The sequence below is a fragment of the Blastococcus sp. SYSU DS0753 genome, assembly GCF_054051175.1.
The window spans coordinates 167,109-189,496 of sequence record NZ_JBJHAT010000003.1; the positions used below are offsets into that span (position 1 = coordinate 167,109).

24 protein-coding genes are annotated in these 22,388 nt (G+C 74.5%); 15 read left to right on the forward strand and 9 right to left on the reverse strand.

Annotated elements, in window-relative coordinates; translation table 11 throughout:
* Positions 1–9: 9 nt before the first annotated feature.
* Entirely contained in the window at positions 10–699 is a 690-nt protein-coding gene (locus ACI799_RS04215; protein ID WP_456589183.1) for an LmeA family phospholipid-binding protein, read from the reverse strand.
* On the reverse strand, positions 696–1,520 hold the full coding sequence (locus ACI799_RS04220) for a hypothetical protein (RefSeq protein WP_456589184.1): 825 nt from the start codon (positions 1,518–1,520) through the stop codon (positions 696–698). The genes ACI799_RS04215 and ACI799_RS04220 overlap by 4 nt, the downstream gene beginning before the upstream one ends.
* Before the next feature lie 250 nt (positions 1,521–1,770).
* Between ACI799_RS04220 and ACI799_RS04225 the strand changes: the two genes are divergently transcribed.
* Together ACI799_RS04225 and mshD are read left to right on the forward strand one after the other, a co-directional pair.
* Entirely contained in the window at positions 1,771–2,526 is a 756-nt protein-coding gene (locus ACI799_RS04225; protein ID WP_456589185.1) for a winged helix-turn-helix transcriptional regulator, read from the forward strand.
* A 7-nt stretch (positions 2,527–2,533) separates the two neighbouring features.
* Complete coding sequence (gene mshD / locus ACI799_RS04230; RefSeq protein WP_456589186.1) at positions 2,534–3,427, forward strand: mycothiol synthase; 894 nt, start codon at positions 2,534–2,536, stop codon at positions 3,425–3,427.
* Between the two features lie 29 nt (positions 3,428–3,456).
* On the opposite strand, the gene ACI799_RS04235 is transcribed toward mshD, so the two are convergent.
* Together ACI799_RS04235 and ACI799_RS04240 are read right to left on the reverse strand one after the other, a co-directional pair.
* Positions 3,457–3,768: a twin-arginine translocase TatA/TatE family subunit gene (locus ACI799_RS04235; RefSeq protein WP_456589187.1), complete on the reverse strand. Its 312-nt coding sequence runs from the start codon at positions 3,766–3,768 to the stop codon at positions 3,457–3,459.
* A 35-nt stretch (positions 3,769–3,803) separates the two neighbouring features.
* Positions 3,804–4,451, reverse strand: coding sequence for a flavodoxin domain-containing protein (locus tag ACI799_RS04240; protein WP_456589188.1), 648 nt, complete (start codon positions 4,449–4,451; stop codon positions 3,804–3,806).
* Positions 4,452–4,737: 286 nt separating this feature from the next.
* Here ACI799_RS04240 and ACI799_RS04245 point away from each other — a divergent pair, with 286 nt between their 5' ends.
* Together ACI799_RS04245 and ACI799_RS04250 are read left to right on the forward strand one after the other, a co-directional pair.
* Complete coding sequence (locus ACI799_RS04245; RefSeq protein ID WP_456589189.1) at positions 4,738–6,216, forward strand: PhoX family protein; 1,479 nt, start codon at positions 4,738–4,740, stop codon at positions 6,214–6,216.
* A gap of 340 nt (positions 6,217–6,556) precedes the next feature.
* Positions 6,557–7,516 (forward strand): lysophospholipid acyltransferase family protein, encoded by a 960-nt coding sequence (locus tag ACI799_RS04250; protein ID WP_456612530.1) that lies wholly within the window; start codon positions 6,557–6,559, stop codon positions 7,514–7,516.
* Between the two features lie 26 nt (positions 7,517–7,542).
* Here the strand turns inward: ACI799_RS04250 and ACI799_RS04255 are convergent, their stop codons facing one another.
* Positions 7,543–7,878 (reverse strand): hypothetical protein, encoded by a 336-nt coding sequence (locus tag ACI799_RS04255; RefSeq protein WP_456589190.1) that lies wholly within the window; start codon positions 7,876–7,878, stop codon positions 7,543–7,545.
* Positions 7,879–8,277: 399 nt separating this feature from the next.
* Here ACI799_RS04255 and pstS point away from each other — a divergent pair, with 399 nt between their 5' ends.
* The 4 genes from pstS to pstB all read left to right on the forward strand — a co-directional run bounded on the left by pstS (position 8,278) and on the right by pstB (position 12,358).
* Positions 8,278–9,393, forward strand: coding sequence for a phosphate ABC transporter substrate-binding protein PstS (gene pstS / locus ACI799_RS04260; RefSeq protein ID WP_456599570.1), 1,116 nt, complete (start codon positions 8,278–8,280; stop codon positions 9,391–9,393).
* 116 nt (positions 9,394–9,509) lie between these two features.
* Positions 9,510–10,463 carry a phosphate ABC transporter permease subunit PstC gene (pstC, locus tag ACI799_RS04265; protein WP_456599569.1) on the forward strand — a complete coding sequence of 318 codons (954 nt, stop codon included), beginning with the start codon at positions 9,510–9,512 and terminating at the stop codon, positions 10,461–10,463.
* The gene (gene pstA, locus ACI799_RS04270; protein ID WP_456589193.1) at positions 10,463–11,548 is read left to right on the forward strand and encodes a phosphate ABC transporter permease PstA; all 1,086 of its coding nucleotides are present in this window, start codon (positions 10,463–10,465) and stop codon (positions 11,546–11,548) included. The genes pstC and pstA overlap by 1 nt, the downstream gene beginning before the upstream one ends.
* A 30-nt stretch (positions 11,549–11,578) precedes the next feature.
* Complete coding sequence (gene pstB, locus ACI799_RS04275; protein ID WP_456589194.1) at positions 11,579–12,358, forward strand: phosphate ABC transporter ATP-binding protein PstB; 780 nt, start codon at positions 11,579–11,581, stop codon at positions 12,356–12,358.
* 63 nt (positions 12,359–12,421) lie between these two features.
* Here the strand turns inward: pstB and ACI799_RS04280 are convergent, their stop codons facing one another.
* Entirely contained in the window at positions 12,422–13,822 is a 1,401-nt protein-coding gene (locus tag ACI799_RS04280) for an LCP family protein (protein WP_456589195.1), read from the reverse strand.
* A gap of 831 nt (positions 13,823–14,653) precedes the next feature.
* Between ACI799_RS04280 and ACI799_RS04285 the strand changes: the two genes are divergently transcribed.
* Positions 14,654–15,676 (forward strand): hypothetical protein, encoded by a 1,023-nt coding sequence (locus tag ACI799_RS04285; protein ID WP_456612496.1) that lies wholly within the window; start codon positions 14,654–14,656, stop codon positions 15,674–15,676.
* 51 nt (positions 15,677–15,727) lie between these two features.
* On the opposite strand, the gene ACI799_RS04290 is transcribed toward ACI799_RS04285, so the two are convergent.
* Together ACI799_RS04290 and ACI799_RS04295 are read right to left on the reverse strand one after the other, a co-directional pair.
* Positions 15,728–16,171, reverse strand: coding sequence for a DUF2795 domain-containing protein (locus tag ACI799_RS04290; RefSeq protein WP_456589960.1), 444 nt, complete (start codon positions 16,169–16,171; stop codon positions 15,728–15,730).
* A gap of 60 nt (positions 16,172–16,231) precedes the next feature.
* Positions 16,232–16,441 carry a DUF2945 domain-containing protein gene (locus tag ACI799_RS04295; RefSeq protein ID WP_456596217.1) on the reverse strand — a complete coding sequence of 70 codons (210 nt, stop codon included), beginning with the start codon at positions 16,439–16,441 and terminating at the stop codon, positions 16,232–16,234.
* Positions 16,442–16,545: 104 nt separating this feature from the next.
* On the opposite strand from ACI799_RS04295, the gene ACI799_RS04300 reads away from it, so the two are divergent.
* The 6 genes from ACI799_RS04300 to cysD all read left to right on the forward strand — a co-directional run bounded on the left by ACI799_RS04300 (position 16,546) and on the right by cysD (position 22,156).
* Positions 16,546–17,340, forward strand: a complete 795-nt coding sequence (locus tag ACI799_RS04300) for a siderophore-interacting protein (RefSeq protein ID WP_456589962.1) — start codon at positions 16,546–16,548, stop codon at positions 17,338–17,340.
* A gap of 88 nt (positions 17,341–17,428) precedes the next feature.
* A complete protein-coding gene (locus tag ACI799_RS04305) occupies positions 17,429–18,193 on the forward strand; it encodes a response regulator transcription factor (protein ID WP_456589963.1) in 765 nt (254 codons plus the stop codon).
* Between the two features lie 5 nt (positions 18,194–18,198).
* The gene (locus ACI799_RS04310; protein WP_456612497.1) at positions 18,199–19,677 is read left to right on the forward strand and encodes a sensor histidine kinase; all 1,479 of its coding nucleotides are present in this window, start codon (positions 18,199–18,201) and stop codon (positions 19,675–19,677) included.
* A gap of 22 nt (positions 19,678–19,699) precedes the next feature.
* Positions 19,700–20,422, forward strand: coding sequence for a PaaI family thioesterase (locus ACI799_RS04315; RefSeq protein WP_456612498.1), 723 nt, complete (start codon positions 19,700–19,702; stop codon positions 20,420–20,422).
* Positions 20,413–21,162, forward strand: a complete 750-nt coding sequence (locus ACI799_RS04320) for an inositol monophosphatase family protein (protein ID WP_456600022.1) — start codon at positions 20,413–20,415, stop codon at positions 21,160–21,162. Before ACI799_RS04315 ends, ACI799_RS04320 begins: the two co-directional genes overlap by 10 nt.
* Before the next feature lie 85 nt (positions 21,163–21,247).
* On the forward strand, positions 21,248–22,156 hold the full coding sequence (cysD, locus tag ACI799_RS04325; RefSeq protein ID WP_456589967.1) for a sulfate adenylyltransferase subunit CysD: 909 nt from the start codon (positions 21,248–21,250) through the stop codon (positions 22,154–22,156).
* Here the strand turns inward: cysD and ACI799_RS04330 are convergent.
* Entirely contained in the window at positions 22,147–22,368 is a 222-nt protein-coding gene (locus ACI799_RS04330) for a hypothetical protein (RefSeq protein ID WP_456612499.1), read from the reverse strand. The two genes, cysD and ACI799_RS04330, sit on opposite strands and share 10 nt — an antisense overlap.
* Positions 22,369–22,388 lie beyond the last annotated feature (20 nt).

The following is a 22,388-nucleotide window of genomic DNA, read 5'->3' on the forward strand; positions in this document are numbered from 1 at the left end:
ACCAGGGCGCTATTCCGGCCGGAGAACCGTGTCCTCGGCCACCGCGCGCACCTCGACGCCGTCCTCCGCGGGGGTCACGTCCGTGAGCCGGAGCCCGTAGGGCAGCTCCACGGGGTACCGGAGGTCGAGCAGCTCGGTGACCCGGCCGACGAGGGAACGGGGCACCTCGACGCCGGCACCGGCGACGCGGTCGACGTCGACGACGAGCTCGTCCCCGTCGACCGAGACGGTGCCGGCTGCGGTGAGCGGCAGCGTGCGGCCGAGCAGCTCGACCGTCCGGGTGATCCGGAGCCCCTCGCCCTCGCGCTCCAGCGTGGTGTCCCCGCCGAGCTCCCGGGCGAGCAGCTCGTAGGAGAGCGTCGCCGTCCCGTCGATGCGCTCGACGGGCACCTCCTGCACCGTCCCCGACCGCAGCTCGGACAGGGGCAGGTGCACACCGCGGAGGGTGACGTCGGCGCGGGTGCCCTCGGGCTGGCCCAGGTCTTCCGCGGTCAGCGAGACGTGGACCTCCTCGTAGCGCCCGCCGACGGCCTGGGTGAGGAACGGGAACCCGCGGACGTCGACCTCCGGGCGGCCGGCCAGCTCGTCCTGGCTCGCCAGCTGCTCGGCGACCCGGTCCTCGGCGAAGCCCACCGCGACCCGGTCGAGCAGGACGCCGACGCCGAGGAGCAGGACCAGGAGGACGGCGACGACCTTCACAGGACGGTCAGCAGGGCCAGGGCCACCGGGGCGCAGGCGGCGAAGGGCAGCACGACCTGCACCACGGTCGGTGCCCACGGGGAGAGCGCCTCCGCCTGGCCCTCGCTGGTCGTCTCGACGGCGAGGTAGCTGCCGGCCACGGCCACCAGCGCCACCACCCCGGCGACGACGGCACCGACGGCCGGTGCGCGCAGCGCACCGAGCTCGGCCAGGTCGCGGACGGCCCAGGCCGTGCCCGCGCCCGCGAGCACCGCGAGGACGATGCCGAGCAAACCACGGGGGACGCCGGGGGCGAGCTGCGGCCGCGGCAGCACCTGGTCGACCAGGTGGCCGACCAGGAGCGCGACCCCGGCCACCAGGGCGGTCGTGGCCAGGCGGCCGTCGTCGGCCCGGCCCAGCGGGAGGAGCACCGCGAGTGCGCCGACGGCGGTGATCAGCACGGCCGACCCGGCCAGCGAGTCGACCAGGTCGTGCCGTGGCGAGCGCAGCATCTGCTGCAGGACGGCGGCGAGGAAGCCGATGCCGAGCACGGCCAGCAGACCGCCCGGACCCGGGTCCTCGGGCAGCGCCAGCGCGAGGTCCGCCGCCACGGCGGCGGCCGTGCCGACGGCGAGCGAGGCCGCGAAGCCCTGCATCCCGGTGGCGAGCACCCAGGAGAGGACCAGCGCCAGCTGCAGCACGAGCACGGCGGCGAGCGCGCCCACCTCGCCGACCGCCGCCGGGAGGCCGGCGAGCAGGCCCGCCGCGACGACGGCGAGCCCCGCGGCCGACAGGTGGTGCGGTCGGGCCGGTGTCGTCGACGGGACCGCGGTGGGGCTCACGCGCCGATCGTCTCAGAAGCCCGACGCCCGATCCGCCCGACGAGCGGAGCGCTCGCTCCGCTCCCGGCGTGTCCGGGCCCCGGGACCACCCGTGCGGTGGCGGTGGGCCTGCGGGCGGCACCTCGACCGGCCGCCTCCGCGGCAGCTGGGGCTGTCCGGCAGGCACGTCCGCTATCCTGCTGGCTCACCTCGACAGCGTTGTCGCAGGTCCGGTCGGCGCCCGCCGGCCTCGGACCCCGGAGGAGACGACATGCGACTCGTGCTCATGACCGCCGCACGTCAGGCCACGACCGAGGTGCTGCCCGCCCTGGGGCTGCTCGGCCACCAGGTCCGCGTCGTGGCGCCCGAGCTCTCCAGCCTCCTCGACGGCGACTCCGGCGACGTGGTCCTGGTCGACGCCCGGTACGACCTCATCCAGGCGCGCACCCTGTGCGGGCTGCTGTCCTCCACCGGGGTGGCCTCGGCGCTGGTCGCGGTGCTCTCCGAGGGCGGGTTGGTCGCCCTGTCCGCGGACTGGGGCGTCGACGACGTCCTCCTGGACACCGCCGGCCCGGCGGAGGTCGACGCCCGGCTGAAGTGGGCGACCGCCCGGCGGCTGGCCGCGACCACCCCGGCCGACGGCGCCGACGGCGGGGTCACCCAGGCCGGTGAGCTGGTGATCGACGAGCACAGCTACTCGGCGAAGCTGCGTGGCCGCCCGCTCGACCTCACCTACAAGGAGTTCGAGCTGCTGAAGTACCTGGCGCAGCACCCGGGGCGGGTCTTCTCCCGCGCGCAGCTGCTCCAGGAGATCTGGGGTTACGACTACTTCGGCGGCACCCGCACCGTCGACGTCCACGTGCGCCGGCTGCGGGCCAAGCTCGGCACCGAGCACGAGGCGCTGATCGGCACCGTGCGCAACGTCGGCTACAAGCTGGACCAGCAGGTGGCCGACGCCACCGCCCGGGCCGCCGCGGAGGGCCGCGCCGCGACCGCCGAGGACAGGGCCGGCGCCGAACTGGTCTGATGGCCCGGTGATCGACGATCCCGACGTCGCCGGCGTCCTCGCCCTGCTCCGCGCCGCCGGCGCCGCGGACGGGGTCCGCCCCGTCTCCGAGGAGGGCGAGCTGCGGCTCCGCCACGGGTCCCCCGGTGGGCACGACCTCACCGTCCACGACGAGGACGGCGCCCTGGCCGGCTACGCCCGCCTCGACGGCGACACCGCCGAGCTGGTGGTGCACCCCGAGCGGAGACGGCGTGGCCACGGCACCGCGCTGCTGCGCCGCCTCCTGGACGTCGCCGGCGACCGGCCGCTGGACGTCTGGGCGCACGGCGACCTGCCCGGATCCGCCGAGCTGCTCGCTCCGCACGGGTTCCGGCGGGCACGGGTCCTGCTGCAGATGCGGCGGGACCTGGCCGGCATCGACCCCGAGCCGCGACCCGAGCTGCCCGCCGACGTCCGGGTGGTGCCGTTCGTCCCCGGCCGCGACGAGGAGGCGTGGCTGGGGGTGAACGCCCGCGCCTTCGCCTGGCACCCGGAGCAGGGCCGGATGACGCGCGCGGACCTCGAGCTGCGCGAGGCCGAGCCGTGGTTCGACCCGGAGGGCTTCCTGATGGCCTGGCGGGGGGATCCGGGAGCCGGCGAGCTGCTCGGCTTCCACTGGACCAAGGTGCACCCGGCCGGGGACGCCGGTCCCGAGCCGGTCGGGGAGATCTACGTGCTCGGCGTCGACCCGGCGGCCCAGGGGCTGAGGCTCGGTCGGGCACTCACCGATCTGGGTCTGGCACACCTGCGCCGGCAGGGCCTCGAGGAGGTGCTGCTGTACGTCGAGGAGGACAACGCGGCGGCGGTGCGCTTGTACGAGGGGCGGGGGTTCCGCCGGTTCGCCGTCGACGTCGCGTGGCACCGGGAGTCGCAGCGCTCCTGAGGCCGTCGGCGGCTACGGGGCGGGAGCGCTCAGGACGACGTGGCGGAACCCCGACGGGCCGGGTCACCGCGGTACGCCGACTGGTCGTCGTCCTCCCCGAGGAGGTGGTCCCGGAGGAAGGTCTTCGGGTGGTAGCGGCGGAGGTCGACGTCGCGGAGGTGTTCGAAGTCCCCGCCGAGGGTGTCGTGCAGCTGTCCGCGCACACCGGTCACCGCACCCCGCACCCGCTTCAGGCCGCCGGCGGCGTCCTTCGCCAGGTCCGGCAGCCGCTCCGGGCCGAAGATGAACAGCGCGGCCAGGCCGAGGACGACGATCTCGCCCCACCCGATGGAGCTGAACACCGGCGCTCCCTTCAGGATCGATCAGCGGACAGGACTCAGCCCAGGGCGGGGACCGCGTGCCCGACGGCGGCCTCGGTGGCGATCTCCCCCGCCCAGCTCCGGACGGCTCCCCAGTTCCGGAGATCGCCTCCCGCGCCGCCGGTCGGCCAGACGCTCCGTTCGGCGGCCGAGAGCAGCCGCCGCTCCAGCCGGCCGCTGAACAGGCGGTGACCGCGGGCCCCGATGCGGTCACCGAAGGAGCGCGCGTCCCCGTCGCCACCGTCGGAGCACCCCGGGTGGCTGGCGCCCAGTCCGCTGGAGAACAGCCACGTCGGGCGGCGGAGCAGCTCCGGGGCGACGGCCTCGACGTAGCGCCGGGCCGGCTCCAGCCAGCGGCCCGAGTAGACGGCGCTGCCGAGCACGACGGCGTCGAAGTCGGCCGGGTCGGGCAGCAGCTCCACCGGGGCCAGGGTCGCGGACAACCGACCGCTGCGTCCCGCAGGCGATGCGGACAACCCCCGGGCCAGCTCGGCGGCGATCTCCCTGGTCGACCCGTGCCGGCTGGCGAAGGCCACCAGCACGCGGGGACCACCGCTGCCGCCGGTCCGGGCGGTCAGCGAGGTGAGGAGATCCCCGGTTCCGGGAGGACAGGCCCGGACGGGCGTGGGGGTCGCGCCGGGGCTCGTCGCCAGCAGGTGGGTCATGACCGTGGACGCTATGCGGCACGGGACCGCGTCGGCGTGAACTCCGGGGGAACAGCCGCCGACCCCGGGAGAGCCGGTGCAGAGGGCTCCCGAGTCCCGCGCGCGCGGAGGCCGGCGCCGCAGGAGAACGCGCGGTCGACCGGCTCGCCGCCGGGTGAACTCGACGCCCCGACCGTTGTCCGAGGGTTCGCCCGCGGGCCGTCCGAGCGCCTCATGGCGTGCCTAGCGTCCGACAGGCCCTGGGGTTGCACCGGCCCCGAGGACCCACTCCGAGGAGACACGGTTCATGACCATCTCGTTCGATCGACGCAAGTTCCTGCAGCGCGGCGCAGCGGTCACCGCCGGCACGATGCTGGCCAGCGGCACCCAGCTCCTGGGGGCGCACGGCGCGCTCGCCGCCCCCGGCGCTCGCGGCCAGCAGCTGAAGGCCCCCGACAACGGCGGCTACGGCCCGCTGCAGCCCACGAAGGACCGGACCACCGGGCGGACCCTGCTGAACCTGCCGGCCGGCTTCGAGTACGCCTCGTTCGGCCACGCCGCCGAGTACGCCGCCGCCCTCGGCCTGCCGGCCGCGGTCGGTTCCGACGGGTACCCCACCCCCGGCCGTCACGACGGCATGGCGACGTTCACCGAGCCCCAGAGCTACCGGGGCATCATCAAGCTGGTCCGCAACCACGAGCAGGGCTACTCGCCGATCGACGCGGGGCAGGAGCCGGGGGACTACACCGGCCGCGACTACGACCGCGACCTGATCGGTGACCCGGCGTCGGCGTACGACCCGATGGCCGCCGGTGGGACCACGACCCTGACGTTCGACACGCGTTCGCTGACGCTGGTCGACAGCTTCATCAGCCTCAACGGCACGTCGGTCAACTGCGCCGGCGGCCCGACGCCCTGGGGCTCCTGGCTGAGCTGCGAGGAGACGGTCAACGGGACCCAGAACGGGTTCACGAAGAACCACGGCTACATCTTCGAGGTCCCGGCCAACGCCCCCGACCGGAAGCGGAGCCGCGGCCCCTTCCCGGAGATGGGCCGGTTCGCGCACGAGGCGGTGGCCGTCGACCCGGCCAACGGGACCGTCTACGAGACCGAGGACAGCGGCAACACCTCCGGGTTCTACCGCTTCCTCCCCAACAAGCCGGGCTACCTGGCCGAGGGCGGCACCCTCCAGATGCTCGCCGTCAAGGGTCAGCCCCAGCTGAAGACGTACGAGGGCCACAGCGACCGCGTGGGCCAGCCGATGCAGGTCGAGTGGGTCACCATCGACGACCCGGACCCGGCCGACATCACCACGGAGTCGGTCTTCAACCAGGGCTTCGCCAAGGGTGGCGCCGCCTTCGCCCGTCTCGAGGGCTGCTGGTACGACGGGGGCAGCATCTTCTTCAACGCCACCAGCGGCGGTGACGTCGGCGCCGGCCAGGTGTGGGAGTTCCGGCCGCGCGGTCGCTCCGGCGGCCAGCTGATCCTGCTCTTCGAGTCGCCGTCCCCGGAGGTGCTCGACGCGCCGGACAACCTGACCGTCAGCCCCCGCGGCGGGCTGGTCCTGTGCGAGGACGGCGGCGGTGAGCAGTACGTCCGCGCCCTCAACGAGCGGGGCGAGATCTTCGACTTCGCGCGCAACAGCATCGAGGGCACGGAGGACGACATGAACAACGAGTTCGCCGGGGCCTGCTTCAGCCCGGACGGCGACGTCCTCTTCGTCAACATCCAGACCCCGGGTGTCAGCTTCGCCATCCGCGGCCCCTGGGAGAAGGGCGCGATCTGACGCCCGGTACCTGCGCGGGGCTCCGGCACGCACGCTGACGCCTCGGTCCACCGGCTGCGCCCCGGCATCTCCCCGGATGCCGGGGCGCAGTCGCGTGTCCCGGGTCGTCCATCGCCCCGCCCGTGACTCTTCGATCCGCCGTCGCGCCGGCTCTGCCTCGCGGACACCGCACATCCACCCGGACCCGCGACCGTGTCGTCGTGCCCCTTGCCCCAGACCACGCCGGCCGGCCCGACGCTCCCGGCCGCTCCCGGACCCGCCGGCGCGGATGCGCGTCGATCCCCGTGGACGCCGGCGTCCGGGGAGTCCGCGCCCGGCACCTCCCCTCCTGGCCTTGCGGGTGCCCCCGCACGAGCCCGTCGACGTCGAGGCGCCCGCTCGGCCGGAGCGCTCGGTGACGTCGCCGCTGGAGCGGAGCCCGCTGCAGACGCCGGCGGATCACTGCGGGTGGGCTGACGGCCCTCGCGCCGACGCGGCGACCCGCCGGCGCCGGTCGTGTCGCCTGGTCGGGGCGCTGCTGGCCGCGGCGATCCGCGTCCCGCTGCGGGCAGGCGCCGGCGGGAACGGCCGGCGGCGGTCCGCCGTCTGCAGCGCCGCCGGCATCCTCACCGCGCTGGGGGTCCGCGTCGAGGTCGTGAACCCGCCGCGGCCCTGGCCGCGCCCGCGGACCGGCCACCTCGTCGTGAGCAACCACGCCTCCTGGCTCGACGGGCTCGCTCTGCTCGTCGCCGTGCGGGCGACACCGGTGGTCGAGGCCGGCGAGCGGGACCGGGCGCTCGTGGGCCGGCTGGCACGGCGCCTCGGCGTGGTGGTCGTGGAGCCCGAGCGACCGCAGTCGGTCGCGGCAGCGGCTGCGGAGGTCGCTGCACGACTCCGTCGCGGCGAATCCGTCACGGTGCGCCCGGAGGGAGCACCGAGCTGCAGCGGACCGGTCCTGGGCTTCCGCCCGGTCTTCTTCCAGGCCGCCGTGGACGCCGGCGCGGCGGTGTGCCCCGTGTCGATCCGGTACCGCACCGCCACCGCGGGGCCCACCGGCCGGCACGTCTGCGTCGGTGGCTCGCTGGGGAGCAGCATCCGACGGGTCCTCGCCACGCGGGACCTCGTGGTCGAAGTGCACCTGCTGCCCGCGCTGGAGGCGACCACGCACGACCGGAGGGCCCTCGCGGCGCACGCGATCGGTGGTGCCGGCCGGCCCCTGCCATCGCCGGACGGCAGCACACCCGGCCCCGCCCGGTCGAGCTCCACCCTCGGCCGGCCCGGGATCCCCGTCCCGCGCCGGCACATCCCGCCGGCCGCTTGAGGCGACGCCGACGGGACACCGCCGCGCTACAGCCCGACGCCGGCGCCCCGGCGACCGCGACCGCCCCGCCGGCCGCGGCAGACCCCTGCGACGAGCGGGGTCAGCACCAGGGCCGCGGGGAAGGCGAACGGTCCCAGGCCGCCGGCGGACACCTCGCCCGTGCTCACCAGGGCGGCCCCTGCGGTCCCCGCGGCGACGGCCGATGCCGCCAGGACGAGGACCCGCACCGCGCGACCGCACTCGCGTTCGGGGTCGCCGGACTCCACCGGCGGCTCCCCCGCCTGGTGGACCATCGACGCGCCCGCGGCGACCGCCAGCACCGCGGCCGCCAGCAGCAGCAGGACGGCGACCATCGTGGTCACGCCCCGCGGATCTCGACGCGGCCGGAATGGCTCCTCACGGGCCCACCGTCGGCGGTCGACGTGACCCTGGGGTGGCGCGGACGTGTCAGCCGGCTGGAGTCTGCGAGGCGTCTCCGGGCGCCGACCGCCCCCCTGACGGCGACCTCCGCGACGCCTGGTGACACCGACCCGGGAGGACACGCCCCGAGCCGCACCCGGTCTTGCCCGGCAGGCAGCGCCTGAGGGACCATCGTCCCTGGCCGACGTGACGCCGGCCACCCATGATCATCTCAGTCCTCTGCGGTCGTTCACCCTGCGTTCACCTGCCCTCGGTAAGCGCGCCACCTGAGGTCCCTAGCTTCGGTCGCGTCGGTCCCACGCTGCCCGGAAGACGTCCGGGCGAACCTGAGAGGCCCTGAGTTGAAGCTCAGCACCAAGACGCGCGCCACCACGCTCTCCGTGGCGCTCGCCAGCACCCTCGCGCTCGCCGCCTGCGGCGCGTCCAACGAGTCGAGCAACGCCGGTGGGGGTAGCGACGCCGGCAGCGGCGGCGAGCTGAGCGGCACGCTCGTCGGCGCCGGCGCCAGCAGCCAGCAGGCGGCCATGCAGGGTTGGACCGCGGGGTACAACAGCGTCCAGCCGGACGTGACCGTCAACTACGACCCGGTCGGCTCGGGCGGTGGCCGCGAGCAGTTCCTCGCCGGCGGTACGGACTTCGCCGGCTCGGACGCCGCGCTGGACGAGGAGGAGCTCGCCGAGGCCGAGGAGCGCTGCGGGACCTCCGGGGTGTTCGAGCTGGTCAACTACATCGCGCCGATCGCCGTGGTCTACAACCTCGAGGGCGTCGACGAGCTGAACCTCTCCCCCGAGACGCTCGCGGGGATCTTCAACCAGCAGATCACCAACTGGAACGACCCGGCGATCGCCGCCGACAACCCCGACGCGACGCTGCCCGACCTCCCGATCACGCCGGTCAACCGTGCCGACGACTCCGGCACCACGGAGAACTTCACCGAGTACCTGGCCGCCGCGGCGGCCGACGCGTGGCCGCACGAGCCCGACGGCGTCTGGCCGGTGTCCGGCGGCGAGGCTGCCCAGGGCACCTCGGGCGTGGTGAGCGCGGTCGGCGCCGGCAACGGCGCCATCGGCTACGCCGACCTGAGCCAGGCCGGCAGCCTCGGCGTGGCCAACATCGGGGTGGGCGACGAGTTCGTCGAGCCGTCCGCCGAGGCCGCGGCCGCGGTCGTCGAGAACTCCGAGACGCTGGAGGGCCGCGGCGAGTACGACTTCGCCATCGAGCTCGCCCGCGACACGACGGAGTCCGGCAACTACCCGATCGTGCTGGTCAGCTACCACGTCGGCTGCATCGAGTACGAGGACCAGGAGACCGCTGACCTGGTCAAGGACTTCATGGGCTACGTGATCAGCGAGGAGGGCCAGCAGGCCGCCGCCGAGGCCGCCGGGTCGGCGCCGATCTCGGACTCCCTGCGCGAGCAGAACCAGTCCGCGATCGACGCGATCACCGCCGCCGGCTGATCCGGCACCATCAGTGACGGCCCGGAGCGTCTGAGACGCTCCGGGCCGTCACTCCGCCCGCCGCCGGCGGGCACACCCGACGGGCACCCCATCGACGCGCAGCAGACGGAGCAGCGGTGACAGTCAGCAGTCCCCCGCAGGAACCGACGGCTCCCCGGGCAGTACGACGGCCCGGCGACCGGATCTTCGCCGGCAGCGCCAAGGGCGCCGGGATCCTCATCCTCGTCATCCTCGCCGGGGTGACCGTCTTCCTCCTCGCCGAGTCGCTCCCGGCGCTGACCGCGCCGGCGGAGGAGCTCCCGGGCGAGGCCGGGCTGGTCTCCTACGTCTGGCCGCTGATCTTCGGCACGCTGCTGTCCGCCGCGATCGCCCTGCTGGTGGCCACGCCGCTGGCGGTGGGCATCGCGCTGTTCATCACCCACTACGCGCCGCGCCGACTGGCCCAGGTCCTCGGCTACGTCGTCGACCTCCTCGCCGCCATCCCGAGCATCGTCTACGGGTTCTGGGGCATCTTCTGGCTGGCGCCGCGGCTGGTCCCCTTCTACCGCTGGCTCGAGGAGAACCTCGGCTTCATCCCGCTGTTCGCCGGCCCGGTCTCGGCCACAGGCCGGACGATGCTCACCATCGGCCTGGTGCTGGCGGTCATGATCCTGCCGATCGTCAGCGCCATCTCCCGCGAGGTCTTCACCCAGGTGCCCACGTTGCACACGGAGGCCGCGCTCGCCCTGGGGGCCACCCGGTGGGAGATGATCAAGATGGCGGTCATCCCCTACGGCAAGAGCGGCGTCATCGGTGGCGCCATGCTCGGCCTGGGACGCGCACTGGGCGAGACCATGGCGGTCGCCATCATCCTCTCCGGCTCGGCCGCCGGCATCACCTTCGCCCTGATCTCCAGCGCCAACCCGCAGACCATCGCGGCGAACATCGCGCTGCAGTTCCCGGAGCAGACCGGGCTCGGTGTCAACACGCTGATCGCCAGTGGCCTGGTGCTGTTCGTGATCACGCTCCTGGTCAACATGCTCGCCCGCTGGATCGTCAACCGCCGGGCCGACTTCTCCGGAGCCAACTGATGAGCACGTCGATGCAGCAGCGCAGCACGGGCGTCAGCGCCCCGGGCACGCCCCCCGAGCGGCGCGGGGAAGGCCGGCTCCCCCAGTGGGCGCCGTGGGCCTGCTTCGCCGCGGCCCTGGCGCTGGCGGCCCTCATCGGGTTCCTGACCAGCCCGAACATCGTCCTGCTGGTCATCTTCACCGTCGTCCTGGGCACCATCGCCGTCTACGCGACATCGCGCGTCGTCGAAGGCCCCCGGCGGGCCGTCGACCGGCTGGTCACGTGCCTGGTGGTGACGGCGTTCGGGATCGCCATGGTGCCCCTGGTGTCGCTCGCCTACGAGGTGATCCGCCGCGGCGCGGAGCGGTTCGACGGCGAGTTCTTCGGCGCGTCGCTCCAGGGCATCATCGGCGAGGGCGGTGGCGCCTACCACGCGATCATGGGCACGCTGATCATCACCGCGCTGACCACGCTCATTTCGGTGCCCATCGGCCTGATGACCGCCATCTACCTGGTCGAGTACGGCTCCGGCCGGCTCAAGCGATCCATCACCTTCTTCGTCGACGTCATGACCGGCATCCCGTCGATCGTCGCCGGCCTCTTCGCCTACGCCCTCTTCGTGATCTTCTTCGGCCCGGGGATCCGGCTCGGCATCATGGGTGCCGTGGCCCTCTCGGTCCTGATGATCCCCGTCGTGGTGCGGTCGGCCGAGGAGGTCCTGAAGCTGGTGCCCAACGAGCTGCGCGAGGCCGCCTACGCCCTCGGCGTGCCGAAGTGGCGCACGATCCTCAAGGTCGTCATCCCCACGGCGATCGCCGGCCTCGGGACCGGCATCACGCTGGCCATCGCCCGCGTGATCGGCGAGACCGCTCCGCTCCTGGTGACCGTCGGCATCACCAACGCCACCAACTTCGATCCGTTCGACGGCCGCATGGCCACGCTGCCGGTCTACGCCTACTACCAGCTGACCCAGCCGGGTGTGCCCCCCGAGCACGCGATCGCCCGGGCCTGGACGGCAGCCCTGGTCCTCGTCATGCTGGTCATGGGCCTCAACGTGGTCGCTCGCCTGATCAGCCGCTTCTTCGCCCCCAAGACCAGTCGCTGAGCTTCATCCACCCAGGAAGGGACCACCCCCGTGGCCAAGCGCATCGAGGTGTCGGATCTCGACATCTACTACGGCAAGTTCCTCGCCGTGCAGGGCGTGAACGTCTCCATCGAGCCGCGCAGCATCACGGCGCTCATCGGGCCGTCGGGCTGCGGCAAGTCGACGTTCCTGCGTGCGCTCAACCGCATGCACGAGGTCATCCCCGGTGCGCGCGTCGAGGGCAAGGTCGTCATGGACGGCCAGGACCTCTACGGCTCCGACTCCGACCCCGTGACGGTCCGCCGGCAGATCGGCATGGTGTTCCAGCGGCCGAACCCGTTCCCGACGATGTCCATCTACGACAACGTCGCTGCCGGCATGCGCCTGAACGCGAAGAAGATGAAGAAGTCGGAGACCGACGAGCTCGTCGAGCGCTCGCTGCGCGGAGCCAACCTGTGGGAAGAGGTGAAGGACCGCCTCGACCGGCCCGGCTCGGGCCTCTCCGGTGGTCAGCAGCAGCGGCTCTGCATCGCCCGCGCCATCGCCGTCGAGCCCGACGTGCTGCTCATGGACGAGCCGTGCTCGGCTCTGGACCCGATCTCGACGCTGGCCATCGAGGACCTGATGACCGAGCTCAAGGAGCGGTTCACGATCGTCATCGTGACCCACAACATGCAGCAGGCGGCCCGGGTCAGCGAGCAGACCGGCTTCTTCAACCTCAACGGGGTCGGGCAGCCCGGCCGGCTGATCGAGTTCAACCCGACCGAGAAGATCTTCAGCAACCCCGACGAGAAGGCGACCGAGGACTACATCTCCGGACGCTTCGGCTGAACGGCCCTGGTGCACGGCCCCGCCGCGAGCCTGCGAGCGGTGGGGGGCACCAGGGTCCTTCTACTAGCAGGTGACGGCGGCCGCCTCCGGCTCGGGGGCGGCCGCCGCCGTGTCCGGCGCGGCCTGGACCGGCTCCCGGGCACCGACCTCGACGGGCACGACCGTGGAGTAGCCCGGTCCGATGACCAGCTGGACCGTGTCGACGATCGCGTCGCTGGGCTCGATGACGGCGCCGGGGACCGCGGCGGCCACGGTGCGGGCCTGCTCCAGCGCACCCGGCCCGTACCGGACGACGCTCTCGTTCACGGTGCCCGGCTCGTTGCCCACCGCGCCCACGGCGAAGCCCTGCCCCCGGAGCGCGTCGGCGACCGTGGCGGCCAGCCCGGTGGTGGCCGTGCCGTTGAGCACGTCCACGGTGATCTCACCGGGGGCCGCGGTGAGCGGCTCGGGCGCCGCCGGCTCGGGGGCCTGCTCCGGCGCCGGTTCGGGCGCGGCCGTCTCCGGGGTGGCCAGCAGCTCCGCCGGCACCTGGGCGCCGTCGATGACCGCGTCGAAGAGCGCGCGCGTGCCCTGCCGATCGAGGACCACGTAGGCCTCATCGGTGCCGGCCGGCACGTAGCCGACCTGGGCGACCGGCAGCGCGGCGCGCTGGACCGCGTCACCGGAGAGGTCGCCGAGCGTGGCAGCGAGGACGCGCAGATCCCCCAGCGTCGTCTGCTCGTCGACCGTCAGCGCATCCGCGGCCCGGGAGAGGAAGCGGGTGAGGGTGACCGGGTCGAGCACCGTGTCCGCGGACATCGCGGCCCGGAGGGTGGAGGTGAGCAGCCGCTGGGCGCGTTCGGCGACGGCCGCACCGGTGACGTCGACCCCGCTGTCCCCCGGCTCCAGGAAACCCGACGCCGCGGCGCCGGACAGCTCGGACGGCCCGGCCGGGGGCGGGGTGGCCGCGGCAGCGGTGGTCGTCGAGGGAATGACGCAGACGGGGACACCGCCCAGGGCGTCGACCATCCCGGGGAGGCCGGCGAGGTCCACGCCGAGGTAGTGGTCGATCCGGAGGCCGGACAGCTGCTGGACCGCCCGCACCGTGCACGCGGGCCCGCCCTGGAGCAGCGAGCTGGCGAACGCCTCGGTGACCGGGTCGCGCAGCGTGCCGTCGGGCGTACGGCAGACCGGGGTGTCCACGAGCGCCGTGGGGGGCACGCTGACCAGCGCTGCGCGGTCACCCTCGGCCGAGACCGAGACGACCAGGGTGGCCACCGACGCCGCGCCCGTCTGCCCGGGGACGCCCGTACCGACGACCAGATAGGTCTCGGCGGCGTCCTGCAGACCCGGGGCGAGGACCTCGGGGCCGTCGACCGCGAGCGCGTCGACCCGGTCGATGCTCTGGTCGACGTAGAAGTACAGCGCCAGGTGGTAGAGGACGACCACGCCCACCACCGCGGCCAGCGCCGTTCCCGCACGCATCAGGCGGCGGCGACGCGGGCTGCGCGGAGGGCGGTCAGCGGCCCGCCGGCGGGTGGCGCCCGACGGGCGCGGCGGCGGAGCCAGCCCGGGGAGCGGGGGGATGGGTCCACTGCGCCGGGAGGGCCGCTCGTCGGGCGCCCAGGCCGTCGGTGTCCCGGCCGCCGACGACCGGTCCGGCGCGGACGGGACCGGGGGAAGTCCTGGCTGCGCACCGGCCGCCGGTGGCACCCCCGGCTCGGCGCCGGGGACCGGCGGGAGGCCGGGCTGCGACCCCGCGACGCGGCCGGGCCGGGCGGCGCCGGGGACCGGCGGGAGCCCGGACCGGACGGCGGGGGCGTCCGCTGGGCCGGCCGGAGGGATGCCGGCGCCGGGCCCGGAGAGCGGACCGCGCTCGGCCGGCCGCGGCTGGTCGCCGCCTCGGGCCGGATCTGCCGCCTCCCGCCGGCCATCGGGGGCAGCGGTGTCACCGCGGGAGGACGACGGCTGGGCAGAGCCCCGCCGAGCGGCCCGTCGACCACCGACGGCGTTGCCCTGCCGGGCGAGGAGCTGCTCGACGGTCACCGGCTCCGCGACGCCGTCGGCCGGGGCGCGCCTCCGGCGGGTGCGACCGGGGACGTCGCGGCCATCCGCGTCGCCCCACCTCGGCTGATCACCCACAGGTGTCGACACCTTTTCGTCGTCCGCATGTCCCTGCCTGTCGGTCCCACGATACGGGCGGATCTGCGATCGCCACGCCGACGCGCGGGCGCCGCTGCGCCGACGTGCGGCCCGATCGGGGCGAGGGGCGCAACCGAATGGTGGGCCACCGGCGCACTGCGTACCGTCCACACGGTGCGCCTGCCCTCCGTTCCCGGCCCGTCCGACGTCCTCGCCGCGGTGGGCGGTCTGCGCGAGGGCGTGGCGGACGCCCTCGCTCTGGTGCCGCGGGCAGCCGGCGTCCTCGGCCGCGTGGAGCAGCTGCTGGACCAGGCGTCCGGGATGGTTGCCCGCGTCGAGACGCTGCTCGACCGGGCGGACGTGGCGATCACCGGTCTGGACGACACCCGGTTGGCCGCGGACGAGGCCATCGTCGCCGTCGGCCGGACCCGGATCGCCGCGGACGAGGCCATCACCGCCATCGGCGACACCCGTACCAAGGCCGACGACGCCATCGAGGCCATGGGCCACACCCGCGCCAAAGCCGACGACGCCATCGAGGCCATGGGCCACACCCGTACCAAGGCCGACGACGCCATCGAGGCCATGGGCCACACCCGCGCCAAAGCCGACGACGCCATCGAGGCCATGGGCCACACCCGCGCCAAAGCCGACGACGCCATCGAGGCCATGGGCCACACCCGCGCCAAAGCCGACGACGCCATCGAGGCCATGGGCCACACCCGCACCAAAGCCGACGACGCCATCGAGGCCATGGGCCACACCCGCACCAAAGCCGACGACGCCATCGACCGGGTCGCCGGCACCACGGAACGGGCCGACGGCATCGTCGGGCGCGCGGAGGGGCTGGTCGGTCGCGTCGAGCCGCTGCTGACCGACTACGAGCCCGCGCTCACCGCCCTGGCGCCGTCCATCCGGCGACTGGCGGCCGAGTTCGACGCGACGGAGGTGGACGCGCTCATCACGCTCATCGACCGGCTGCCGCAGGTGCTCGGGCACCTCGACGAGCAGGTCCTCCCCGCGCTGGAGGGGCTGGAGAACGTGGGGACCGACGTCCGGGACCTCGTCGACACGGTCCAGGACATGCGGCAGATCGTGAAGGGCTTCCCCGGCTCGAAGCTGTTCCGCCGGCGCGGTGCCGAGGAGATCGCCGACGGCGAGGCGCGGGAGAGAGAGGCGGAGGGCGCCGGCTCCTGAGCCGACGCCCTCCCACCCCGGGCGGTCGAGGCGACCGGAGGGGCGTCCGGGCTAGGCGCCCGGACCGGAGCCGGTCTCGGTGGGGTAGCCCAGCGCGCGGACCACGTCGCCGATCCGCTCGTAGGTCTCCCCCTCGGGCAGTCGCTCCAGCTCGCTGACGACGACGTCGGGGGCCCGGTGGTCGCGGGCCGCCTCGACCAGGTCGGGGCCGGTGCTCGGGAAGTCGGCCCGGTCCAGCCACCGCGCGAGCTCGGCGCGCGCCACGACCGCGTCCTCGGTCATGCCCACGGGGGTGCCACCGACGAGGGTGCCGGCCGGATCGGCGTCGACGTCGGGGTCACCTTCGGCGACCGGCTCGACCTCGCGCCACTCGTGCGACCGGGTGGCCCGCTCGGCCTTCATCATCCCCTGCGTCTCGTGCTCGAGCTCCTCGTCGAGGCGCGGGTTGTGCTTGGTGCTGCGCGAGCCGGCGAACTCGCCTGCGGACTCGGTCACGTGTGCCTCCTGGTGTTGGGGCCCGGCACCGCCGGGCCGTGGATCCGTCCGCGAAGGGGGTCAGGCCTCGTCGAGGGCACCCGGCTTGTGCACCGCGGTGCGCCCGGACTTCTCGCTGCGCACCTCGTACTGCGGGTCGTCCTCGCTGGCGCGCACGGTGCGGCCGGAGGCCTCGGTGTCGGAGGTGATCTTCCGCTCGACCGTGCCCTCCGTCGTCGAGCCGTGGCTCTTCCAGGTGACGTGGTCACCCTTGTCGAACTCGTCGGCCATCGTGGTCTCCGTTCGTCGGACGGTGCTGCCCCTGCCCCTGCCCGCAGCAAGGCCCGGACACACATGCGCAGACCGGGCCGGCCGCCCGCCTAGGCTCGTCGGACGTGACCACCGCGAACGACGCCGCCCTCGTGGACGGCCTGCGCCCGGTCGACGTCCTCACCGTCGTCGCGGTCACCGACGTGACGCCCTCGGTCCGCCGGGTGACCCTCACCGGGACGGCGGAGGCGGTGGCGGCGGCCGGGCCGACGGTGAACCTGCTGGTGCCCCGGGTGGACGACCCGGCTCCCCGCTGGCCGCTGATCCAGCGCGACGGCCGGGTCGTGTGGCCCGACGGCAGCCACGGCGTCGCACTGCGCAGCTACACCGCCCGCCGGCAGGACCCGGCCGCGGGCGAGCTGGACATCGACTTCGTGCTCCACGGCGACGGACCGGCCGCGTCCTGGGCCGCGGCGGCCCGTCCCGGCGCCCTGCTCGGCGTCGCCGGCGCCGCCTCGCTCGCCGAACGCCCGGCCCGGTGGCTGCTCCTCGCCGCGGACGAGACGGCGCTGCCCGCCGTGAGCCGCATCCTCGCCGCCGCACCGCCGGAGACGACCGGTGTGGCCTACCTCGAGGTGGCCGGACCGGAGGAGGAGCAGCAGCTGGCCGCCCCACCGGGCGTCGACCTGCGCTGGCTGCACCGGGGCGCGACGCCTCCCGGGGAGAGCACGCTGCTCGTCGACGCCGTGGCGGCCCTGGAGCGGCCCCCGGGTGACGACGTCTTCGCCTGGGTGGGCGCCGAGTCGGCCGCCGTGCGGGCCATCCGGGCCGACCTGCGCGGTCGCTGGGGGCTCGGCCGGGCCCAGCACCATGCCATCGGTTACTGGCGGCGCGGCCGGGCGATGGCGCCGGCCGGCTGACCCGTCCGCCGCGTGGCCCGGGTCGGTTCCCAGGGGGTTCACAGGTAGCGTCCAGATCCACCGCAGCCGGCGTCCCCACCCTGGGGGCATGACGACGGCATCGGCGCACGCCACCGGAGGAGCGATGTCCGGCACCCAGCCCACCGGGCGCACGGCGCCGGAGGCCCGCCTGCTCGTGGTCGACGACGAGCCGAACATCCGCGAGCTGCTGTCGGCCAGCCTCCGCTACGCGGGCTTCGAGGTGGCCACCGCCGCCGACGGTCAGCAGGCCCTCGCGCTGGCCGCCTCGTTCCGGCCCGACCTCCTGGTGCTGGACGTCATGATGCCGGGCCTCGACGGCTTCGGTGTCGTGCGGCGCCTCCGGGAGACCGGCCGCCACACCCCGGTGCTCTTCCTCACCGCCCGGGATGCCGCGGAGGACAAGATCTCCGGGCTGACCCTCGGCGGCGACGACTACGTGACCAAGCCGTTCAGCCTGGACGAGGTCGTGGCCCGCATCCGGGCCGTCCTGCGGCGCACGGCGGGAACGCAGCGGGAGGCCGATGCCCCCCGGATGACGTTCGCCGACATCGAGCTGGACGAGGAGACCCACGAGGTCATCAAGGCCGGCGAGGTCATCAGCCTCTCCCCCACCGAATTCAAGCTGCTGCGCTACCTGATGGCCAACGCCGGGCGGGTGCTGTCGAAGGCGCAGATCCTCGACCACGTGTGGAACTACGACTTCAACGGCGAGGCGAACGTCGTGGAGTCCTACATCTCCTACCTACGCCGCAAGATCGACACGACCGAGCCGCGCCTGCTGCAGACGATCCGCGGGGTCGGCTACACCCTGCGGCTGCCGCGCGGCTCCTGACCGCGATGGACGGGCAGGGCCCCGTGCGCGCCGGGGGGCAGCAGATCCCCCTGCGCGTGACCCTGGTCGCGCTCCTGGTCGCCCTCGTCTCGGTCGCGCTCCTGGCCACCGGGGCCGCCGCGACGTCCCTGCTCGCGGACTACCTGCAGGAGCAGCAGGACGACGAGCTGCAGGCCATCGTCGCCAGCAACCAGGGCCCGCGGCTGGTCAGCACCTGCCTCCGGGAGATCTCGGAACCCAGCCCCCTCTACGTCGCCTGCCTCCCGCCGGACAGCGACGAGCCCGTGGTCATCGGGGAGCCGTACGGCCCCGGCGTCCACGAGCTGCCGGAGCTGGACGAGGCGGACGTCGAGGCCCTCCGCGAGGGTGGTCCCGCGATCACGGTCGGCTCCGGCCGGAACGCGTGGCGCATGGCCTCGGGCGAGCTGCCGGGGGGCTACACCCTGGTGGTCGGCGAGGACCAGGGGCGCGACGGAGGGGCGATCTCCCGGCTGATCCGCATCGAGCTGGTCGTGGGTCTGGCGGTGCTGGCGCTGCTGGGCGCCGCCGGCTACGTCCTGGTGCGCAACAGCCTCCGGCCGCTGGCCGAGGTCGAGGAGACCGCCCGGGCCATCGCCGCGGGCGATCTCTCGCGGCGGGTCCCGGTCGGCGACGACCGTACGGAGGTGGGCCGTCTCTCCACGGCGCTCAACGGCATGCTCGCCCGGATCGAGACCGCCTTCCGCGCCCAGCAGGCGTCGGAGGAGCAGGCACGCGGCTCCGAGCAGCGGCTGCGCCGGTTCGTCGCCGACGCCAGCCACGAGCTGCGCACCCCGCTGACCTCCATCCGCGGCTTCGCCGAGCTGTACCGGCAGGGGGCCGTCCGGGAGGAGGCGGACGTCGCCCGGCTGATGCAGCGGATCGAGGCCGAGGGCAGCCGGATGGGGCTGCTCGTCGAGGACCTGCTGCTGCTGGCCCGGATGGACCAGCAGCGACCGCTGTCCCTGGCCCCGGTCGACCTGGCCGCGATCGCCGGCGACGCGGTGCACGACGCCCGCGCCGTCCAGCCGGACCGGCCGATCAGCCTGCACCTGGACGAGTCGCTCACCGACGTGCCGGTCGTGCTCGGCGACGAGAGCCGCCTGCGGCAGGTGGTCGGCAACCTCGTCACGAACGCGCTCACGCACACCCCGGCGGGAACCCGCGTGCAGGTCTCCGTGGCACAGGACCCCGCCGACGACGACGTCCTCCTGCTCCGGGTCGCCGACGAGGGCCCGGGCATGGAGCCGGCCGACGCCGAGCGCGCGTTCGAGCGCTTCTACCGGGCCGACGCCTCCCGCACGCGGGCGGCCGGCGGCACCGGCCTCGGGCTGTCGATCGTCGCCTCGCTCGCGGCTGCCCACGGCGGATCCGCCTCGCTGGAGACCGCGCCCGGGGCGGGCCTGGCCGTCACCGTGCGACTGCCCCGCGGTGGCCCGGACGGGGGTGCGACGCGTTCGTCGTGACCCGGCTTGCGACCATCTGGTGGTGACGACGAACGACGGCCACCCGGACACCGCGGCCTCCTACGACCCGGCGCTGATGGCGGCGTCCACCGACCTGGGGGCGGCGATCCGCGAGCTGATCGAGATGTCGGTCACCACGACGGAGCCGGCGACCGAGATCGCGGCCGCGACCGACCTGGTGCGGCAGGCGACCGCCCGCATCGCCGCCTCCCGGCGCCCGGCCTCGGTGCTGCCGGCGCTCGACGACCCGTCCGTGGGCCGACGGGTCTTCAATCCGGTCGTCGGCGCCGGGAACGCCCTCGCGCCGCCGCTCGTGGTGCGCCGGGAGGAGGGCGGTGTGGTCGCCGAGGTCACCCTGGGTGTCGCCTACGAGGGCCCGCCCAGCTACGTGCACGGCGGCATGAGCGCCCTGTTCATGGACCAGCTGCTCGGCAGCGCGGCCGGCGCGGCGGGCCTGTGGGGCATGACCGCGCACCTGGAGCTGGACTACCGCGGCCCGCTGCCGCTGGAGACCCCGCTGGTGCTGCGCGCGTGGGTCGAGAGCACCGAGGGCCGCAAGTCGGTCATCGCCGGCACGATCGCGCTGGCCGCCGAGCCCGGGCAGCCGCTCGTCGAGGCGCGCGGGATCTTCGTCATGCCGCGCCCGGAGAAGGCCCGGGCCTACTTCGGCGCCATCACCGACGTCGAGGGCCGGCACACCCCGCCCCGCCGGCCCGGCGACGCCACCTCGGTCCAGTGGAGCTGACCCCGGGCGGCGACGTCGCGGTCGCGGTGGCGGCCGCCCGCGCCGCGGCCACCGCCCTCCTGCCGCTGCGGACCGGCGGGCCCGGCGGGCGGGCGCTGGGAGACGCCGGGGACGCCGCCGCGCAGCGGGCGATCCTCGCCGTGCTCACCGACGCGCGCCCCGGCGACGCCGTGTTCAGCGAGGAGGCCGTGGACGACCCCCGCCGGCTGACCGCCGACCGCGTCTGGATCGTCGATCCGCTCGACGGCACCCGCGAGTACTCCGATCCCGCCCGGAGCGACTGGGCGGTGCACGTCGCGCTGTGGGCCGGCGGTGACCTGGTGGCGGCGGCCGTGGCGCTGCCGGCGCTCGGCGAGGTGCACGTCACCGACCCCGCACCGGTGCTGCCACCCCGGCCGGCGGGGCCGGTCCGCATCGCCGTCAGCCGCACCCGCCCTCCGGCCGAGGCGCAGGCCGTGGCCGCCGCTCTGGGCGGCGAGCTGGTGCCGATGGGCTCGGCCGGCTACAAGACCCTCGCGGTGGTGCGCGGCGAGGTCGACGCCTACGTGCACGGCGGCGGGATGTACCAGTGGGACTCCGCCGCGCCGGTCGGCGTCGCTCGCGCCGCCGGCCTGGTGACCTGCCGGCTGGACGGGTCGCCGCTGGTCTACAACGCCCCCGACCCCTACCTGCCCGACCTGGTCGTCGCGCGTCCGGAGCTGGCCGACGAGGTCCTGGCTGCGGTCGCCGCCGCCCGATAGCGGACACTGGGCACCAATCCCCACCGATCCGACCGGGTTGCGCCGGTCGGGTCGCCCGACCCCTAGCCCCGTGGAGCACGAGAGCGTGACGACGCCCGACTACCGGCTCAGCCAGCTGGAGACGCTGGAGGCCGAGTCCATCCACGTCATCCGTGAGGTGGTCGCCGAACTGGAGCGGCCGGTGCTGCTGTTCTCCGGCGGCAAGGACTCCATCGTGATGCTGGAGCTGGCCCGCAAGGCCTTCGCGCCGGCGCGCATCCCGTTCCCGGTCATGCACGTGGACACCGGGCTGAACTTCCCGGAGGTCCTGGAGTTCCGCGACCGGAGGGTGGCGGAGCTGGGTGTCCAGCTCGTGGTCGCCTCGGTGCCCGAGGCGATCGCGGCGGGCACGGTGAAGGAGGAGCCCAACGGCTCCCGCAACCGCATCCAGACGCCGGTGCTGCTCGACGCGGTCGAGGAGCACGGGTTCACCGCGCTGTTCGGCGGCGCCCGGCGCGACGAGGACAAGGCCCGCGCCAAGGAGCGGGTGTTCTCCTTCCGCGACGAGTTCGGCCAGTGGGACCCGAAGAACCAGCGGCCCGAGCTCTGGGACCTCTACAACGGCCGGATCCACCTCGGCGAGTCGATCCGGGTGTTCCCGCTGTCGAACTGGACCGAGCTCGACATCTGGCAGTACATCCTCCGCGAGGAGATCGCCATCCCCCCGCTGTACCTCGCGCAGGAGCGGGACGTCGTGGAGCGCCAGGGCATGCTGTACGCGGTCAACCAGTTCATCTCCCCGCGCGAGGGCGAGGAGGTCCAGCGCCGGAGCGTCCGCTACCGCACCGTCGGTGACGCGAACCTGACCGCCGCCGTGCCGTCGACCGCCACCACGGTCGAGGAGGTCATCGCCGAGATCGCGGTGACCCGCATGACCGAGCGCGGCGCCACCCGGGGCGACGACAAGGTCAGCGACGCCGCGATGGAGGACCGCAAGAAGGAGGGCTACTTCTGATGCCCCTCCCGTCCGCGGCGACGCCGGAGCACGAGCAGCGCCCGCACCACGGCGGCGAGCAGCACCACGCCCGTCGACCAGCCGGTCACCTCCGGCGTGCTGCCCGGTCGCGCGCCGAGCAGGTCGCAGACCCAGCCCGCCACCGCGAAGCCGACGACGTAGCCGGCGACCACGACGAGCAGCGCCGGTACCGCCGCGACCAGCACGAACACGCTCTGCCTCCCCGGACGAC

Coding starts and splice junctions, on each gene's coding strand:
- ACI799_RS04225 (WP_456589185.1), top strand. CDS start 1,771: ATGCGACTCGTGCTCATGACCGCCGCACGTCAGGCCACGACCGAGGTG.
- ACI799_RS04240 (WP_456589188.1), bottom strand. CDS start 4,451: ATGACCCACCTGCTGGCGACGAGCCCCGGCGCGACCCCCACGCCCGTC.
- ACI799_RS04245 (WP_456589189.1), top strand. CDS start 4,738: ATGACCATCTCGTTCGATCGACGCAAGTTCCTGCAGCGCGGCGCAGCG.
- pstA (WP_456589193.1), top strand. CDS start 10,463: ATGAGCACGTCGATGCAGCAGCGCAGCACGGGCGTCAGCGCCCCGGGC.
- ACI799_RS04280 (WP_456589195.1), bottom strand. CDS start 13,822: ATGCGTGCGGGAACGGCGCTGGCCGCGGTGGTGGGCGTGGTCGTCCTC.
- ACI799_RS04295 (WP_456596217.1), bottom strand. CDS start 16,441: ATGGCCGACGAGTTCGACAAGGGTGACCACGTCACCTGGAAGAGCCAC.
- ACI799_RS04305 (WP_456589963.1), top strand. CDS start 17,429: ATGACGACGGCATCGGCGCACGCCACCGGAGGAGCGATGTCCGGCACC.
- ACI799_RS04310 (WP_456612497.1), top strand. CDS start 18,199: ATGGACGGGCAGGGCCCCGTGCGCGCCGGGGGGCAGCAGATCCCCCTG.